Genomic DNA, 16578 nt, shown 5'->3' with positions numbered 1-16578 from the left:
TGAACCGGATGTATTTCCATCACTGGGTTTGTCTGGTTTTGGCGATGAACCTCCACCTTCATTTGTATCAGACGTGTCTCCTTCACTTGGTTCATCTGGTTTTGAAGATGTATCTTCATCTTTATCAGGTTGGTCTGGTTTTGATGTTTCTCCTGTATCACCGTCTTCATTTGTATCAGACGTGTCCCCTTCGCTTGGTTCATCTGGTTTTGAAGGTGATTCTTCATCTTTATTGGGTTTGTCTGGTTTTGATGTTTCTCCTGTATCACCGTCTCCATTTGTATCAGAAGTGTCTCCTTCGCTTGGTTCATCTGGTTTTGAAGGTGATTCTTCATCTTTATTCGGTTGGTCTGGTTTTGATGTTTCTCCTGTATCACCGTCTTCATTTGTATCAGAAGTGTCTCCTTCGCTTGGTTCATCTGGTTTTGAAGATGTATCTTCATCTTTATCAGGTTGGTCAGATTTTGCCGTCTCTTCTGTACCACCCTCTTCATTTGTATCAGATATGTCTCCTTCACTTGGATTGTCGGGTTGAATGTGTGTATCACTTCCATCATTGTTAGAAGCATTATCATTCAATGAATCATAGTTTTCATCTGATTTTAAATTATCATCTGTCAATTCATTTTTTATTATATTATTATTTTCAACGTTAGAGACAGAGTTTTCTTTATCGTCTACATTATAAAGGTTGGAAATTGAAGGTGCAAAATATGAATGTCCCATTTCATCAGTTTCAGCAAATTTATTCTTTGTGCCAGTCGATGTGTTATTATTTTGATCTTCAACAGCTTGAATTGGTTTAGATATTAAAGCGGCACTTATTGCAAAAGCGAAGCTAGAGATTAATACTTTATTCATTTTATACCCTTTCATTTTCTCACCTCCATATTAGTAATCCTTGTATTCATTATAATTATATTAGAAAGCTCACTTTTTTTCATTAAATAGATGGTTATTGAAAGGAAAAAGTAATAAATCTGAAATTTTTTGTAAAAACCCTATTTACAAACTCAGGTATAATTATTATACTAGATATATATTTTGAATTAGTAAAGGAGCTACTATAATGGGAATTTTCTCTAAAAAATCAAAAGATTTAGATGCATTTCAAAATGCAATCGAAACAAGACGTACAATTTATAGTTTAGATAAAGAAATTTCAATTTCTGATAAAGAAGTTGAAAATATAATTGAACATGCAGTTAAACATGTACCATCTTCATTTAACTCTCAATCTACACGTATTGTTTTATTATTAAATGATAACCATGATAAATTTTGGGAAATTACAAAAGAAGCACTGAAAAATACAATGGGACCTGATCGCGATTTCCAACCGACTGCTGATAAAATTGATAATTTTAAACATTCCTATGGAACAATTTTATATTTTGAAGACGAAGAAGTCATTGAAGGCTTACAAAATCAAATGCCTAATTACGCAGAAAACTTTGCAATTTGGTCTAATCAGACAAACGCAATGCATCAATTCGCTATTTGGACAGCACTAAGCACTGAAGGTATTGGGGCTTCATTACAGCATTATAACCCACTTGTAGATGTAGCTGTTTCTGAAGCTTTTGATATTCCAAAAACTTGGAAACTGATGGCACAAATGCCTTTCGGTAATATTCGTGAAGCAGCTAATGAAAAAGAATTTAATGATATAAGCAAACGATTCCTTATAAAAAAATAAAAGAGTAAATATATGGAATGACATGTTATTATACATCCACCTTCAAAAACGTGGACTAAATGCATTCCTTTTCTATCAATGTTAGTATGATTGCCAAAATATGGGGCTTAGACTTCTGTGTCTTCGCCTCTTTTTTCATATCTAGATATAATACAATTTATCATATTTTGAATTTTCTAAATATATTTAGTATATTTAGTCTAATACTAATTTAAGGGGTGAAATTGATGAATATAGAAATCTTTCAACTTAAAATTGAACCAGCAAATGTTTCTTTTAATGAAGCAACCATTAAAAATTGGTTCTCTAATTATGTGACGACTGACACAGATGTTGTTGTATTGCCAGAAATGTGGAACAACGGATATGCCTTACCCCAATTGAACAAACTAGCAGATCAACAATTATCACGAAGTTTTGAGTTCATTTCAAAATTAGCTATTCAGTATCAAGTAGATATTGTAGCAGGCTCTGTATCTAATATCATGAAAGAAAGTGTATATAACACTGCCTTTGCAGTATCTAAGCAAGGCTATTTAATCAATAGTTACGATAAGGTACATCTTGTACCAATGTTAGATGAACCACTCTTTATGAGCCCAGGCAATGCTGTTCCTGAACCATTTTCACTTTCTAACGGTGTAAAAATTGCTCAAATTATTTGTTATGACTTGCGTTTCCCTGAGATACTACGTTATCCAGCACGTAAAGGAGCAGAAATCGCATTTTATGTAGCACAGTGGCCAAGTGTTAGATTAGACCATTGGATAGCTTTATTAAAAGCACGTGCGATAGAAAATGATATGTTTGTTGTCGGTTGTAATACCTGTGGTGACGATGGTAAAACTGAGTATGCTGGTAACTCAATAATTATTAATCCAAATGGTGAAATTATAGATCAACTCAATGATAAAGAAGGAAGATTAAATTGTTCGTTAAATTTAGATGAGGTTTCTAAACAACGTGAAGCAATACCCGTATTTAAAAATTTGAGACCTCATCTTTATAAATAAAACATAAAAAAACCGTGAGCTTGGGAGGGACTCACGGTTTTTTGTAACTTATTATTAAGGGAATGTTTTATACAGTTATTTCTCTATCTATTTTTGGGGATGTTATTAATTATGAAAAAAATTAGTGAATTTACCGATTAAAATGATAAATTGAATGATGTTTCCGATAGCTTACATGTTTAAATTTTAAATTGTCTCTGTTATAGACAATGTTAAAATAGATTTGATTTGAGACTGGGAAAGGTCTACAAATACAAATTTAAGGGATTTGCTTAACGCATTAAGCGAGTTGTGTACTAATTTAGTACTATTTCACGAAACCACTAGCTATTACTGAAAAGGTTCTTGTCACAACATCAGCCTCCTCTTATCCGTATTCAAAGAAATGAAACCGACAACTAAACTTGTAACTCCAATAACTATACGAAGATACAGTCACAATTTAGTAAAGTCAATTAGACTCCTGCTCAAAAGCCTAACTAACAACATCATTTAAACGGCTAAGTCTAAATAATTTTATCACTTCTTTGTGATACAAGTTTATTAAACCATGAATTTTTGAAATTGCGTTTAATAATTCCTAACTCGTTATATTTCATACTTATTTGTTAAGAATTATATGTTAAAATTAAAAAGATAAGAAATACAAACAGTTAGGAATACAAAACATACACTTAAGCAATGAGACGCCTAAAATATAATTAAAATTGTATAATACGGGTGAGGAGAGAATAGCCATGTTAAGGGGAATTGATAACAAAATTGAAAACTTAGCACGATATCTGCAACAAAGAAATAATCTTGATCATCTTGAATTCCTAAAACTCCGTTTAGGCATGCAAGTTTTTGTTAGCAATCTTGCGAAAACTATTGTAGTTTATGGCATTTCTATCCTTTGCCATATATTTTTATACACTCTAACTGTACACTTATCATATTACTTGATTAGACAATATGCACACGGTGCACATGCAAAGTCATCGCTTTCGTGCCATATTCAAAACATTGTCTTATTTGTTTTACTACCTTGGTTTATTGGGTATATAGAAGTGGACATTATCCTAATGTATATGCTTGCTTTGTTAGGTTTTATCATTTTAGTTATTTATGCACCTTCAGCAACTAAAAAACAACCTATCCCTTTAAAACTTAGAAAAGGTAAAAAAATCAAAACAATTGTTGTAACTTTATTATTATTGTTTGTTTCACTAATCTTAAAGGAGCCGTATTCACAATTTGTGCTTTTAGGCATTACACTTATTGCGTTTGCCCAACTCCCAATATTTTTTCCAAAGGAGGATGTTTAAATATGCATATTTTTGAATCTATTATAAACTTATTCGTTAAATTCTTTAGTGTTTTAGGAGCAGTTTCAGGTGGTAAAGTTTGCAGTGCTTTTTTTGATGAGCCAGAAGTTCCAAAAGAAATAACAGATTTATACAAATAATCTATTCATTAGAAAGAGTGTATAAGTATGGTAGTTTTTAATTCGGTAGTACTAGCATCAATCCAAGCAGTACTATTATTTTTTAATATTAAGACTTTAACAAGTATCAAATATGGTTTTAGGGATTATATCGCAATGATTTGCATTATAATCCCTTCAACTGTTCTTTATTACTTTTTCAATGAAAAAGCGACCATTTTTTTATTAGTAGCTATCGTTATATTTATGTATAAAAGGAAACAAACCATTGGTGTCGTGGCAGCATTAATCAGTTTTTTCATCTTATATATGGCTAATTTCATTTCTATTTGGTTAGCTACTCAATTAATAGAAGTTATCACATTAAATTATATTTTCAGCTCATTCTATGCAGTGAGTTTTATCATAATTGCAATAAGTTTAGGATACATAATAAAATATTTTTTCATAAAAATGTCAACTTCATTTTTATCATTAAATAAAATATATCTTTCAATTGTATGTTTATTTTTACTCACAGTTTTACTGTTAATTTATTTTTATTTGCCAAATTCAATTTTGTCTTTTTCAGATATTAAATTTGTAGTAATCATGTATGCTGTGGTTATCATTACTACGGCTATTTTAATCATTACTATTTCCTTTAGCATTATACGTCAAATCCAATATAAGCGTAATATTAAAGAAATAGAAAATTATTATAAATATACGTTACAAATTGAAAAGATTAATAATGAGATGCGTAAGTTTCGGCATGATTATGTTAATATCCTTTCAACATTATCTGATTATATTCGAGAAAATGATATGGAAGGTTTACGTAAGTATTTCAATGAAGAAATCATACCTATGCAAGATAATATGCAAATGAAAACACTTAAAATTAATGGTATTGAAAATTTAAAAGTCCGTGAAATTAAAGGTTTAATCACAACAAAAATATTACAAGCTCAAGAAAAAAATATTAGATTAAGTATTGAAGTTCCAGAGCCAATTGAAAAAATTGATATGCCTATTATCAATTTGAGTAGAATTATTGGTATTTTATTAGATAATGCTATAGAAGCTTCAGAAAAAATAGAGGATGATCCTCTAATTCGCATTGCTTTTATCAAAAATGAAGACGATTCAGTTATGTTTATCATCATGAACAAATGTAAGCCTGATATGCCTAGAGTACATACTTTATTCCAAGAAAATTATTCAACAAAAGGAAAAAATCGTGGTTTAGGATTATCTAACTTAAAAGAAATAACCGATGCAACTTCCAATGTTTTATTAGATACAACTATAGACAATAACTACTTTATTCAAAAAGTAGAAATATTAAATTCTAATTCATAAGGATGTGTAAATATGAAAATATTCATTTGCGAAGATGATGTAAGACAACGTGAAAATATAGTTTCTATTATCAATAATTACATCATGATAGAAGAAAAACCAATGGAAATTGAAGTAGCTACGTCAGATCCTTATGAGGTATTGGAACGTGCAAAGGAACTTAAAGATATTGGTTGTTATTTTCTTGATATACAATTAGAGGCCGATATTAATGGTATTAAATTAGCAAGTGAGATTAGAAAATATGATCCTGTGAGCAATATCATATTTGTCACAAGTCATAGTGAGCTCACTTATTTAACCTTTGTATATAAAGTTGCTGCTATGGATTTCATCTTCAAAGATGATCCTGACGAATTAAAATCCAGAGTGATTGATTGCCTCGAAACTTCAGAAACTCGATTGAAATTACTTTCAAAAGAAAGCACGGTTGAAACAATCGAACTTAAACGTGGCAGCAATTCTATTTATGTACAATATGATGATGTCATGTTCTTTGAATCATCTTCGAATTCGCATCGTTTGATTGCTCATTTGGACAATAGGCAAATTGAATTTTATGGTAATTTAAAAGAAATTGATAATTTAGACGAGCGTTTTTTCAGATGTCATAATAGTTTTGTTGTCAATAGACACAATATTGAATCCATTGATTCTAAGTCACGTATTGTTTATTTCAAAAATAATGAACACTGCTATGCTTCTGTTCGTAATGTTAAAAAAATTTAATACATAAACTAAAAGGCTGAGACTACAAAAATGTCTCAGCCTTTTAACATCACTCTTCAATTTATTGTGTGAAACTCATATATGCGTTTAGCTTAAATCAACCTTCAACACCCATTCAACCTTAATCACCTTAACTTGAGAGAATTATTGCAGTCCTTCCCTTTCTTTTTAATAATCAAGTAACACTTGAACTTCATCTAAAGTAGGTATACTCTCAATAGCGCCATATTTTGTAGTAACTTTTGCAGCAACGATGTTACTAAATTGAAGCATAGTTCCACCTTCTCGTTTTAATGCTTCTATCGGATTGATAATATCAGATGCTGCTAATCTATTAATTAATGCACCTACAAAAGCATCACCGGCACCAGTCGTATCTATTGCTTTCACTTTATAACCACCATGACTAAGCACGGTACCATCTTTGAAATGAATTTCAGCACCTTCTTTACCCTTAGTGTATATAACAGCTTCTACACTACCTTGGAATAACCAAGCGATTGCTTCTTTTTCATCTTTTTTTCCAGTGACGAATGACAATTCTTCGTCTGAAATTTTAAGTATATGTGCTGATGGCAAGAATTCACGAATTGCATTTTTACATTCCGCTTCACTTGGCCATAATGGCAACCGTACGTTAGGATCAAATATAATCGTACCATTTGCTGATTTCACTTTATTTATTAACGATTTATGCGCTTGTTTCATTGGACTATCTACGAGATCAACAGAACAAAAATGTAACATATCATTTTCTGTTACAGTTATTGCATCTATATTGCTAGGTTGATATAACATATCTGCTGATGGTTTACGATAAAATGAAAAATCTCGTTCTCCTTCTTTGGTTAAACTTACAAATGCTAAAGCTGTGTTCGCTTCATCTGTTCGTCGGATATAGTTTGTAGACACACCAATATTACTTATTGTTTCTACAATTAAATCACCAAAAGCATCGTTTCCTAACTGAGTGATCATAGCTGCTTGACCACCTAATTTTGTGGTTGTACAAGCAACGTTACAAGGTGCGCCGCCTACTTGTCTTGTAAACCCTTCTACGTCTTTTAATTTTGAATCTTTTTGATTAGGAATAAAATCGATAAGTGCTTCGCCGATTGCAAGTAAACGTTTCATTTATTGTCCACCCTTTATATCATATTTTGTGAAATTGAGAAAGGCTTGCCCAGATTCAGTAGAAGCTTTAAATCCTATCGCATCATCATCTGTAAAAATTCTTGAAGTCATTACACGCTCACCATCATTACAAAATAATTCAATGCTAGATGTATCAACGAACATTTGTAATTGTGATAAAGGTGTATCCAAATAAGTGCTACGTGTTTTACCTTCTACTGGTTCTGGTAATGCGCCACTTTCACTACGATCTAATGTAATTTTTTTGTTTTTTGTATTATAAGCGATACGTAAAGATTGTGATTTTGAGGCTCTTATTTCAAAATATATTTCAGTAACTTCGTTTTCCAAGATATCAATAATCAATTCAAATTGTTTACCTTCATATGGTTTTAAGAATCGCGTAAATTTATTAGCGTAACCTAATGCTGTTTCTTTATTCGTTCTTAATTGTTGAAGTGCTTTAATAGGACGTTGTTTTAAATTGCCTTGTTCAATTGTCAAAATACGCGGAATTGTTAAACAATGCGCCCAACCATCTGAATCTGTAGGATAGGTCACTTCTGGTAAGCCCATCCAACCAATGAGTATTCTGTCGCCAAATTCATCTGTAAAAGTTTGAGGCGCATAAAAATCAAAACCATAATCTAATTCATGAAAATCACCATGATCCATAACAAGGTGATCTATGTCGTATTGCCCCATAATATAACCAGATTGGTAAATATTCCTGAATTTTTCACCCTCCGGTTCAATACCTTGTGGACAAAATAACAGTAAATCGAAGCCATCTAAATTAAAATAATCTGGGCATTCCCACATAAAACCAAACGCCTCAAGCTTTGTTTTTATTTCTCCTTGAAATGTCCAGTTCACAATGTCTGTTGATTGGTATTGAAGTATTCTTCCATATCCTTCTTCATTTTGTGCAGCAATGACTGCATAGTAAATTCCATCTTTAACAAACACTTTAGGATCTCTAAAATGTTGTGTATATCCTGACGGCGGTGCTGCTATTACTGCTTTTGGAAATTTTTGAACCTCGCCATTATCGAGTACTTTAGCTATATGTTGTGTCGACTTTCTATTCCAATTTTCATCTCTATGATTTCCTGTATACATATAATACAAGTTATTGTGATATGTAAATGCGCTGCCGCTATAGACACCATGACTATCATCTTTTGTATCTGGTTTTAGTGAAATCCCTTGATCTTCAAAATTTATTAAATCTTCACTTTTATATGTATACCAATATTTCAAACCATGGACTGCTCCTAAAGGAAACCACTGGTGTGAGATGTAGTATTCTCCTTTATAATAAATTAGACCGTTAGGATCATTTAAGAGTCCTGTTTTCGGCTGTATATGAAATAATTGTCTATATTTAGATTGATTCACAAGCTCAGTTAATTCATCCATTACTTCTTGATCAATATCTTCGTAACGCTGATAACGTTCATCTCTTGTCCATTCACTCACTTTATTTCCTCCTATTATTAACTACTACTTTCCGGATATTGTCCATCTCAATTCAACTCAGCATAACATTTATGCATCATTTGTTTTTATTTCATTCCTATTTAATTAGATTTGTCTTTTTATCGATTCAAAGCGCTATGGCTTCTCTTCTTCAATATCATTACACCTTGTATGATGTTTAATCAATATATGATTCCTATGACTAAGACCACATCAGATCAACAATGCTTAACATAAGTTCTGTTTCATCAACATTCATCCCTATAAATAGTTTCTAACTTAATATTAATATTAGTATAGCTTTATTAAATGCCTTAATTTAACTTTTCGCACATTATTTTGACATCATAAATATTCATATAGACTGTAATTGAAATGATATTCTATCATCTGACAGACAATTCGCTTTGATATGTAAATCATTTTTACTATCTCTTCCAATCAATCTACTTGGCACTGTAAATATCCTCTATTTTATCATATTGTAATCCCTTTAAATACTATTAAAAATCAAAGTCAACTTGCTTTATAAACACTTTTAACAATTGACAACTTTATGAATAACACTTTCAAAAAATCATCAATATACTTTGTTAGTTTTAAGAAAATTTATAAATAGTTCAACTCGGACTAACCTCGTTTAACCTTACAACGCGTGTAACTAAATGAGAAATTTTTATAGAACTAAATAAAGTCCGAAACATAAAATATGTCTCGGACTTTTTTTCTGTAGTCAGCCTTTAACGAAGTGAAATCACTTCATATAGCATTGTGTTTTATCTTATTCAGATATCCAAATTTAGTTTTATATCACTAAGCTTTCTGAACAGTGATTGTCCAAGAAGCATCATCAAGTTGTTCATAATTAGTAACTGGGTAACCTTCTTCAGCTGCCCAATTTGGAATTGCTTCAGTTGCTTGGGTACAATCAAAATCAATTTTTAATTCGTCCCCGTTCTCTAAAGTAGTCATTTTCTTCTGTGCTTCAATCAAAGGAAAAGGACAAACCATACCTACTGTACCTAATTCATATACCATAATGAAATCCTCCTAAAAAATAAAATTTACGTCGTCTGTGTTTGTGTAGAAACTTTTTGCGTTGTAGATTTTTGAGCTTTTCTCATTGGTTTGATAAATATGAAGTAACTCATAAACCAAGCACCTAATATCATTGATGCAAGCGCGATCCAACCTTTCCAAGACATTGTAGCTGTTTCAACTAAACCATTTCCGATAGAGCAACCGCCTGCTACTGATGCACCAAATCCCATACATACGCCACCAATAACACTATTGCGGATTGTTTTTTTATCTGGTAATCTCCACTTAAATTCTCTAGCACCTTTTGCTGCAATATAAGAACCAGCAAAGATACCTAAAACAAGAAAGACACCCCAATCTAATAGTTGGACATCACCAGTTACAAAGAATTGAACAATGTTTGCAGATGGTGTTGTAATGCCTAAACCGTACATTCTACCAGTAGATTCACTCACTGGCCAAGCCAATAATGCAATGAGTCCAACTGCAGTAGCTGCAACAAATGGATGGTATTTTTTTTCAAATAAATAATATCGAATTCCTGTAAATTTTTGTTTTAACTTTGGTACGGCAAATTTGGGTTTGGGTTTGCGTAGTGTTTTTACAACAAATATGAGCGTTATCATTGTTAATAAAGTGACCCAAATCCATGTCGGAATACCTGTAGTTTGAGCCATACTTGTATTTACATTAGTAGGTTTATTGATACCGTCCATTAAAGGTAATAATAAACCAAATTTAGTAGCAGCTGATGTAAATGCATATGCAATAAGTGCTATCCAACTACCAATTAATCCTTCTCCTGCTCTATACCATGTGCCAGTTGCACAACCGCCTGCTAATATAATGCCAATACCAAAAATAAATGAGCCAATAACCGTACCTATGATTGGATATGTGGACTCTGGTATTTGCACTAACCCTGTTGAAGTTAAAACGAGTAGTCCGATACTTTGAACGGATATTGCTATTAATAAGGCATAAAACATTTTATTACTTTTTTGGATATACATATCCCTAAATCCACCAGCAAGACAAAACCGTGTACGTTGCATGACAAACCCCAAAAGTCCGCCTACGATTAAGCCACTGATTACTAACCACGTCATAACATTACCTCTTTTCCGATGAAATCAATATGAATTATCATATTAGATTTACACTGAAATTTCAACCTTTCTGTTTTAAGTCTTATGAAAAGATGTGCTATGAAAACTTGCTAGTAAAAAAACTTTGCATAGACAACTAAACATAAAAATGTTTGCATCTATACAAAGTTAATATTAAAAATTATTATTTATTACTGTAATTTTTCATAAAGAAAAGTAAAGATTGTAGTTCAATCCCTAAATCAATATGATGAACTTGAACATCTGATGGCGTATAAACACGTGTTGGTGTAAAATTTAAAATCCCTTTAATGCCAGCTCCAACTAATGTATCTGCAACTTGTTGTGCTGCATTTTCAGGCGTTGTTAATATCACGACATCAATTTGCTCTTGCTTTAAGACATCGGTGATTTTCGAAAATGGACTTACAACCACATTGCCTATTTGTGTTCCTATCACATCATCTCGTATATCGAACGCCTCTGTAATAGTCATTTCATCATGAATAGAAAAATTATATGTTAGTAATGCTTTACCTAGGTTCCCTACACCTACGATGGCTATTTTAATTTCATCATTTTCACTTATTTCATTTTTAAAAAAATGTAACAAGCTATCAATATTATAACCATACCCTTTTTTGCCTAATTCACCAAAATAAGAAAAATCACGACGAATTGTTGCAGAATCAATGTTCAAACCTTCACTAATTGTTTTAGAATTAACTCTGTCTATCCCTTTAGATTTCAAAGTATTGACGAATCTATAATATAACGGTAACCGTTTTAACGTGGCACGAGGAATCTTTTCGCTTTGGTTAGCCAAGATCTTGTCCTCCTATACTATAATGTCTAATTAATCTTATAATTACTACAACATTATACATTAATACATTATAAAAATAAACACTGGTAGTTTTAACAACACGCAGAATACGGTAGAATGATAATGAATAGAGAGGTGCAAAATCGGATGATATTATTACAATTAAATGACATTACTAAATCATTCGACGGAGAAGATATTTTTAACAATGTAGATTTTGAAGTGAAAACTGGTGAACGTATTGGTATCGTAGGACGTAACGGTGCTGGTAAATCTACATTAATGAAAATTATTGCTGGCGTCGAAGGTTATGATAGTGGACATGTTTCAAAAAGTAAAAATTTAAAACTTGGTTATTTAACACAACAAATGACACTCAACACAAACCAAACTGTGATTGAAGAAATGTCTAAACCTTTTGAAAATATGAAAAAGCTAGAAGCTGAAATGAAAAAAGAAACAGATTGGTTAGCACAACATGCAAATGCATATGATACAGACGAATATAAAAGTCATATCGATCGTTATGAATATTTATCCAATGAATTCGAACAACAGGATGGATATCAATATGAAAGTAAAATAAAAACCGTGCTCCATGGACTGAATTTTACTGAAGCGGATTTCAATCGCCCTATTAATGATTTTAGTGGTGGTCAAAAAACTAGGCTTTCATTAGCCCAAATGTTATTAAGTGAACCTGATTTATTATTACTTGATGAACCTACTAACCATTTGGATATGGAAACAACACAATGGTTAGAAAGTTATTTAAACTATTTTAAAGGTGCTATTGTTATCATTAGCCATGACAGATATTTTTTAGATAAAATAGTCAATCAAATCTATGATGTAGCCCTTGGCGATGTGCAACATTATATAGGTAATTATAAACAATTTATTGAAAAAAGAGATAAGTATTATGAAAAACGCATGCAAGAATATGAACGTCAACAAGATGAGATTAAACGCTTAGAAACTTTTGTTGAGAAAAATATAGCAAGGGCTTCAACTACTGGTATGGCAAAAAGCCGTAGAAAAATGCTTGAAAAAATGGAAAGAATCAATAAACCAATGATTGATGCCAAAAGTGCTAATATCCAATTTGACTTTGATAGAAATACAGGAAATGATGTTTTCCATATCAAAGATTTAGATATTGGATATGAGCAGCCAGTTACCAAAGGTATCAATATTGAAGTGACTAAAGGAGACCATATCGCCATTATTGGGCCTAACGGTATCGGAAAATCGACTTTAATCAAAACAATTGCAGGTATTCAACCGAAATTGAACGGAGAAATCACTACTGGTGCAAATTTAAAAATCGGTTACTATGATCAAAAACAAGCTGAATTCAAATCTAGTAAAACAATACTAGATTATCTGTGGGACCAATACCCTTCAATGAATGAAAAAGATATTCGCGCAGTACTCGGCCGATTTTTATTTGTACAAGAAGATGTTAAAAAAATCATTAATGACCTTTCTGGTGGTGAAAAAGCTAGATTGCAATTAGCTTTATTAATGCTTGAGCGTAACAATGTACTTATCTTAGATGAACCTACAAATCATCTAGATATAGATTCAAAAGAAATGTTAGAGCAAGCATTGGATCATTTTGAAGGTACGATTTTATTTGTTTCTCACGATCGTTATTTTATAAATCAACTTGCAAACAAAGTTTATGATTTGGACATTCATGGTGGCACAATGAATTTAGGAAATTATCAATATTTTATTGAGAAAAAAGAAGAAAATGAAGCAATTCAAGCTAAAAAGGAAAATGAAACTTCACATCAAACAAAACCAATAGAATCACAAAATGATCATTATACTGATCAAAAACTTCAAAAACGTGAACAACGCCAAATTGAACGACAAATTGATGAATGCGAAACTAAAATAGATAACTTTGAAACTAAAATCAATGAAATCAATGAAATGCTAACTCTGCCAGATATATACAGTGATCCAGAGGAAGCAAAGCGTTTAGCTAAAGAGAAAGAAAATAGCGAACAAGCATTAGAACAAGTTATGTCAGAATGGGCAGAATTACAAGAAAAGTTAATTTAAAGCATATTTGAACTAAAAGTACGAAAATGAAAAATTCATTTTTCGTACTTTTTTATTATTTTTTTACACATTAACTATTCACAACTTTAACCCTATCATCAAAGCTATCCACAGAGTTATCCTAGTTATACACAGGTAAAATGTTACTTTTTTCGCCAATGAATATTCAGAAAACAATGTATGTCCACACATTTGCCCACGACTTATCAACATGTTATACACTAATTGTTGATAAGTACGCACGTTCTCTATTGACATCTACAAATATTTAACTTAAATAGCGATTTGTATATCAATTTATTTCATGACATAATAAAGCATATTAATCTAGTATGAGGTGAAACTTATGTATCCGGTTCTTTGGTTCCTAATCGCTTTAATAATTGGAACAACTCTTTTATTTATTATCACAGCAATCATTGCCAATAAAAAGTTAATACATGATATCAAACCTTTATGGTCCTTAAGAAAGCCTTTAGAATCTTTTGTACGGCCAAATCACAGGTATAGTTATCAATTCGATACATATAAACACCAGTTTGATGAAACAAATCTGATAGATGATAAAACTTACGCAGACTTGAATTTAAAAGCCCTTTTCGACAGCATGAACTTTAATTTTACTGCTATTGGTGAGATGCGTTTATATGCAACTTTAAGGAAAATGTTTACCATTCATAATCAGATGTTAATTCAAAAATTTAAAAATGACGAACTTTTTCGACTAAAGATATCGACCCACCTTGCTAAAATCGGTAAAGCAATTTATCCAACGTTCCCTGATCAACTAACCACAGTGAAACGCAATCATCTGTATATGTTGACTACATATTTACCGTTAGTCTTTTTACTGTTTGCATTTTTAAAACCTGAAATCGGTATTCTTTTAACTATACTTGTTGCTATATTTAATATGATTTTAAGTGGCGTACTCAAAAGGACATTTGATCAAGACTTAAATTCATTATTTTATACATCAAATGTTATTAAAAAGGCTTATGCAATTCACAAAATAGATGGTGCCCCTACCATTGATGTTGACTTTAGTCATTTTAAAGTTGCTCGTAGGCTAAGTGGTCTATTGGGAAGAGTAAATACAGCAGAAGATTCTATGGTATTTGCATTCTTATTAAAAGCAATATTTATGTTGGACTACCATATCTTCCATCTAATACAACATAGCTTTAAAAAATATGAAGCTGAAGTTATGGCGTGTTATGAATATATAGGAAGTATAGACAATCACTATGCAATAGCATTGTGGAGAGAAACATTAACACAATATGCATTGCCTCAAGCAAGTAATGAGGATTCAGTAGAATTTGAAGCACTTACTCATCCACTGCTTGTCGATGCTATTTCTAATGATTTAGTAATTAATAGTCATATATTATTAACTGGTTCGAACGCGTCAGGTAAGTCAACATTTATGAAAGCAATCGCCTTAAATCTTTTACTCGCTCAAACGATAAATACAGTTACTGCAAAGTACTTTAAATATAAACCTGGCTTAATTTTTACATCCATGGTGAACCAAGATGATATCTTGTCTGGCGATAGTTATTTTATGACAGAAATCAAATCAATTAAACGATTGTTTGATTTAAAAACAGAGGATAAAATTTATTGCTTCATTGATGAAATATTTAAAGGGACTAATACAACAGAACGAATTGCCGCTTCTGAATCCGTGTTAAATTATTTAGGCAATAGCCAAAATTACGAAATCATAGCTGCGACCCATGATATTGAATTAGCTACATTATTAGAATATCAGTACAAAAACTTTCACTTTAACGAAACCATTTATGAAAATGAGATTGCTTTTGATTTTAAAATTAAACCTGGCAAAGCAGATACAAGAAATGCAATTGAATTATTAAGAATCTTAAAATTTCCTAATCAAGTATATACACGTGCTAAAACATCCTCCAATCAATTCCTTTAAGTCTTAGACCAAATCATTTAACTACAAATGCGCTAATAAATACAGAAAAGGAACAATGAAGTTTATATTCGCTTCATTGTTCCTTTATTTGTTTTAACTATTTTATTCAGCATTAATCATCCAAGTAATACCGAAAGGATCATTAAACATGCCATATAATTCTGACCACTCCGTTTTACCTAACGGCATTGCCTCTTCACAACCAGCTGCTATTGCATTGTTAAAGAAATCAATGGCTAGTTGTTTATCCGCTTCATTACTGTGATCAAATGTAAATGTTACAATTGCACCACTATTATCGATTTTTTTATTTTTCCATGTGTCACTACAATAAAATGTTTCACCTAAAACTTTAAATGAAGCATTCATTGTAAAGTTTTTGTCTACTTGGAATTCTTCTGGCATATCTTTAAACATTTCATGGTCACCACCAATACGTTGAATATCTGTGGCACCTAAATTTTTTTCATAAAAGTCTAATGCTGCTAAACTATTTTCAAAATTAAAATACTGAACTGATTTCATTGATAAGCCGCCTCCTGATAATGTAATTCTAAATTTACATTATTCTATATAGTATGACTACACATTAAAATATATACCCCTTTTTTAATATTTAAACATTTGAACTTAATAATATTTATAATGTACATATTTTTTTATTTAACGAAATACATAGCATTAAGCTTTTAAAAAAGAAGTAGAAACATCAAACATTGATTTAATATTCCTACTTCCTAATTTCATATAT

15 protein-coding genes are annotated in these 16578 nt (G+C 31.3%); 8 read left to right on the top strand and 7 right to left on the bottom strand.

Annotation, left to right across the window (positions count from 1 at the left end; all coding sequences use genetic code 11):
- The coding region (locus tag KA830_RS10490) for an ICP22 family protein (RefSeq protein ID WP_481906241.1) at positions 1–876 on the bottom strand (876 nt) is incomplete at its 3' end.
- Between the two features lie 193 nt (positions 877–1069).
- On the opposite strand from KA830_RS10490, the gene KA830_RS10485 reads away from it, so the two are divergent.
- The 6 genes from KA830_RS10485 (at position 1070) to agrA (ending at position 6211) form a co-directional block, all read left to right on the top strand.
- Entirely contained in the window at positions 1070–1699 is a 630-nt protein-coding gene (locus KA830_RS10485; protein WP_046208001.1) for a nitroreductase family protein, read from the top strand.
- 227 nt (positions 1700–1926) lie between these two features.
- A complete protein-coding gene (locus KA830_RS10480; RefSeq protein ID WP_064209760.1) occupies positions 1927–2712 on the top strand; it encodes a carbon-nitrogen family hydrolase in 786 nt (261 codons plus the stop codon).
- Between the two features lie 737 nt (positions 2713–3449).
- Positions 3450–4019 (top strand): accessory gene regulator AgrB, encoded by a 570-nt coding sequence (locus KA830_RS10475; protein WP_204180543.1) that lies wholly within the window; start codon positions 3450–3452, stop codon positions 4017–4019.
- 2 nt (positions 4020–4021) lie between these two features.
- The gene (agrD, locus tag KA830_RS10470) at positions 4022–4159 is read left to right on the top strand and encodes a cyclic lactone autoinducer peptide AgrD (RefSeq protein WP_107525789.1); all 138 of its coding nucleotides are present in this window, start codon (positions 4022–4024) and stop codon (positions 4157–4159) included.
- A gap of 27 nt (positions 4160–4186) precedes the next feature.
- On the top strand, positions 4187–5482 hold the full coding sequence (agrC, locus tag KA830_RS10465) for a quorum-sensing sensor histidine kinase AgrC (RefSeq protein ID WP_107525790.1): 1296 nt from the start codon (positions 4187–4189) through the stop codon (positions 5480–5482).
- Between the two features lie 12 nt (positions 5483–5494).
- A complete protein-coding gene (gene agrA / locus KA830_RS10460; protein ID WP_046208006.1) occupies positions 5495–6211 on the top strand; it encodes a quorum-sensing response regulator AgrA in 717 nt (238 codons plus the stop codon).
- Between the two features lie 168 nt (positions 6212–6379).
- Here the strand turns inward: agrA and KA830_RS10455 are convergent, their stop codons facing one another.
- From KA830_RS10455 to KA830_RS10435, 5 genes are all read right to left on the bottom strand, one after another.
- Positions 6380–7345, bottom strand: a complete 966-nt coding sequence (locus KA830_RS10455) for a carbohydrate kinase family protein (RefSeq protein ID WP_070039265.1) — start codon at positions 7343–7345, stop codon at positions 6380–6382.
- On the bottom strand, positions 7346–8827 hold the full coding sequence (locus KA830_RS10450; protein ID WP_210134246.1) for a sucrose-6-phosphate hydrolase: 1482 nt from the start codon (positions 8825–8827) through the stop codon (positions 7346–7348).
- Positions 8828–9640: 813 nt separating this feature from the next.
- Complete coding sequence (locus tag KA830_RS10445; RefSeq protein WP_019469551.1) at positions 9641–9865, bottom strand: sulfurtransferase TusA family protein; 225 nt, start codon at positions 9863–9865, stop codon at positions 9641–9643.
- 26 nt (positions 9866–9891) lie between these two features.
- A complete protein-coding gene (locus KA830_RS10440; protein WP_210134245.1) occupies positions 9892–10977 on the bottom strand; it encodes a YeeE/YedE family protein in 1086 nt (361 codons plus the stop codon).
- Between the two features lie 184 nt (positions 10978–11161).
- Positions 11162–11803 (bottom strand): redox-sensing transcriptional repressor Rex, encoded by a 642-nt coding sequence (locus KA830_RS10435; protein WP_046206525.1) that lies wholly within the window; start codon positions 11801–11803, stop codon positions 11162–11164.
- A 147-nt stretch (positions 11804–11950) separates the two neighbouring features.
- Here KA830_RS10435 and KA830_RS10430 point away from each other — a divergent pair, with 147 nt between their 5' ends.
- Together KA830_RS10430 and KA830_RS10425 are read left to right on the top strand one after the other, a co-directional pair.
- Positions 11951–13879: an ABC transporter ATP-binding protein gene (locus KA830_RS10430; protein WP_210134244.1), complete on the top strand. Its 1929-nt coding sequence runs from the start codon at positions 11951–11953 to the stop codon at positions 13877–13879.
- Positions 13880–14225: 346 nt separating this feature from the next.
- Positions 14226–15827, top strand: a complete 1602-nt coding sequence (locus KA830_RS10425) for a MutS-related protein (protein WP_204180374.1) — start codon at positions 14226–14228, stop codon at positions 15825–15827.
- 102 nt (positions 15828–15929) lie between these two features.
- Here the strand turns inward: KA830_RS10425 and KA830_RS10420 are convergent, their stop codons facing one another.
- The gene (locus KA830_RS10420) at positions 15930–16352 is read right to left on the bottom strand and encodes a VOC family protein (RefSeq protein WP_064209770.1); all 423 of its coding nucleotides are present in this window, start codon (positions 16350–16352) and stop codon (positions 15930–15932) included.
- Positions 16353–16578: the final 226 nt, after the last annotated feature.

Source organism: Staphylococcus sp. GDY8P119P, assembly GCF_017892075.1.
Lineage (GTDB): Bacteria > Bacillota > Bacilli > Staphylococcales > Staphylococcaceae > Staphylococcus > Staphylococcus ureilyticus.
This window is presented reverse-complemented; position numbering and strand designations above follow the sequence as displayed.

Bases quoted from the DNA above. Each gene is read 5' to 3' on its own strand.
- KA830_RS10485 (WP_046208001.1), top strand. From the start codon at position 1,070: ATGGGAATTTTCTCTAAAAAATCAAAAGATTTAGATGCATTTCAAAAT.
- KA830_RS10480 (WP_064209760.1), top strand. From the start codon at position 1,927: ATGAATATAGAAATCTTTCAACTTAAAATTGAACCAGCAAATGTTTCT.
- KA830_RS10420 (WP_064209770.1), bottom strand. From the start codon at position 16,352: ATGAAATCAGTTCAGTATTTTAATTTTGAAAATAGTTTAGCAGCATTA.
- KA830_RS10475 (WP_204180543.1), top strand. From the start codon at position 3,450: ATGTTAAGGGGAATTGATAACAAAATTGAAAACTTAGCACGATATCTG.
- agrD (WP_107525789.1), top strand. From the start codon at position 4,022: ATGCATATTTTTGAATCTATTATAAACTTATTCGTTAAATTCTTTAGT.
- KA830_RS10445 (WP_019469551.1), bottom strand. From the start codon at position 9,865: ATGGTATATGAATTAGGTACAGTAGGTATGGTTTGTCCTTTTCCTTTG.
- KA830_RS10455 (WP_070039265.1), bottom strand. From the start codon at position 7,345: ATGAAACGTTTACTTGCAATCGGCGAAGCACTTATCGATTTTATTCCT.
- KA830_RS10430 (WP_210134244.1), top strand. From the start codon at position 11,951: ATGATATTATTACAATTAAATGACATTACTAAATCATTCGACGGAGAA.
- agrA (WP_046208006.1), top strand. From the start codon at position 5,495: ATGAAAATATTCATTTGCGAAGATGATGTAAGACAACGTGAAAATATA.
- KA830_RS10425 (WP_204180374.1), top strand. From the start codon at position 14,226: ATGTATCCGGTTCTTTGGTTCCTAATCGCTTTAATAATTGGAACAACT.
- agrC (WP_107525790.1), top strand. From the start codon at position 4,187: ATGGTAGTTTTTAATTCGGTAGTACTAGCATCAATCCAAGCAGTACTA.
- KA830_RS10440 (WP_210134245.1), bottom strand. From the start codon at position 10,977: ATGACGTGGTTAGTAATCAGTGGCTTAATCGTAGGCGGACTTTTGGGG.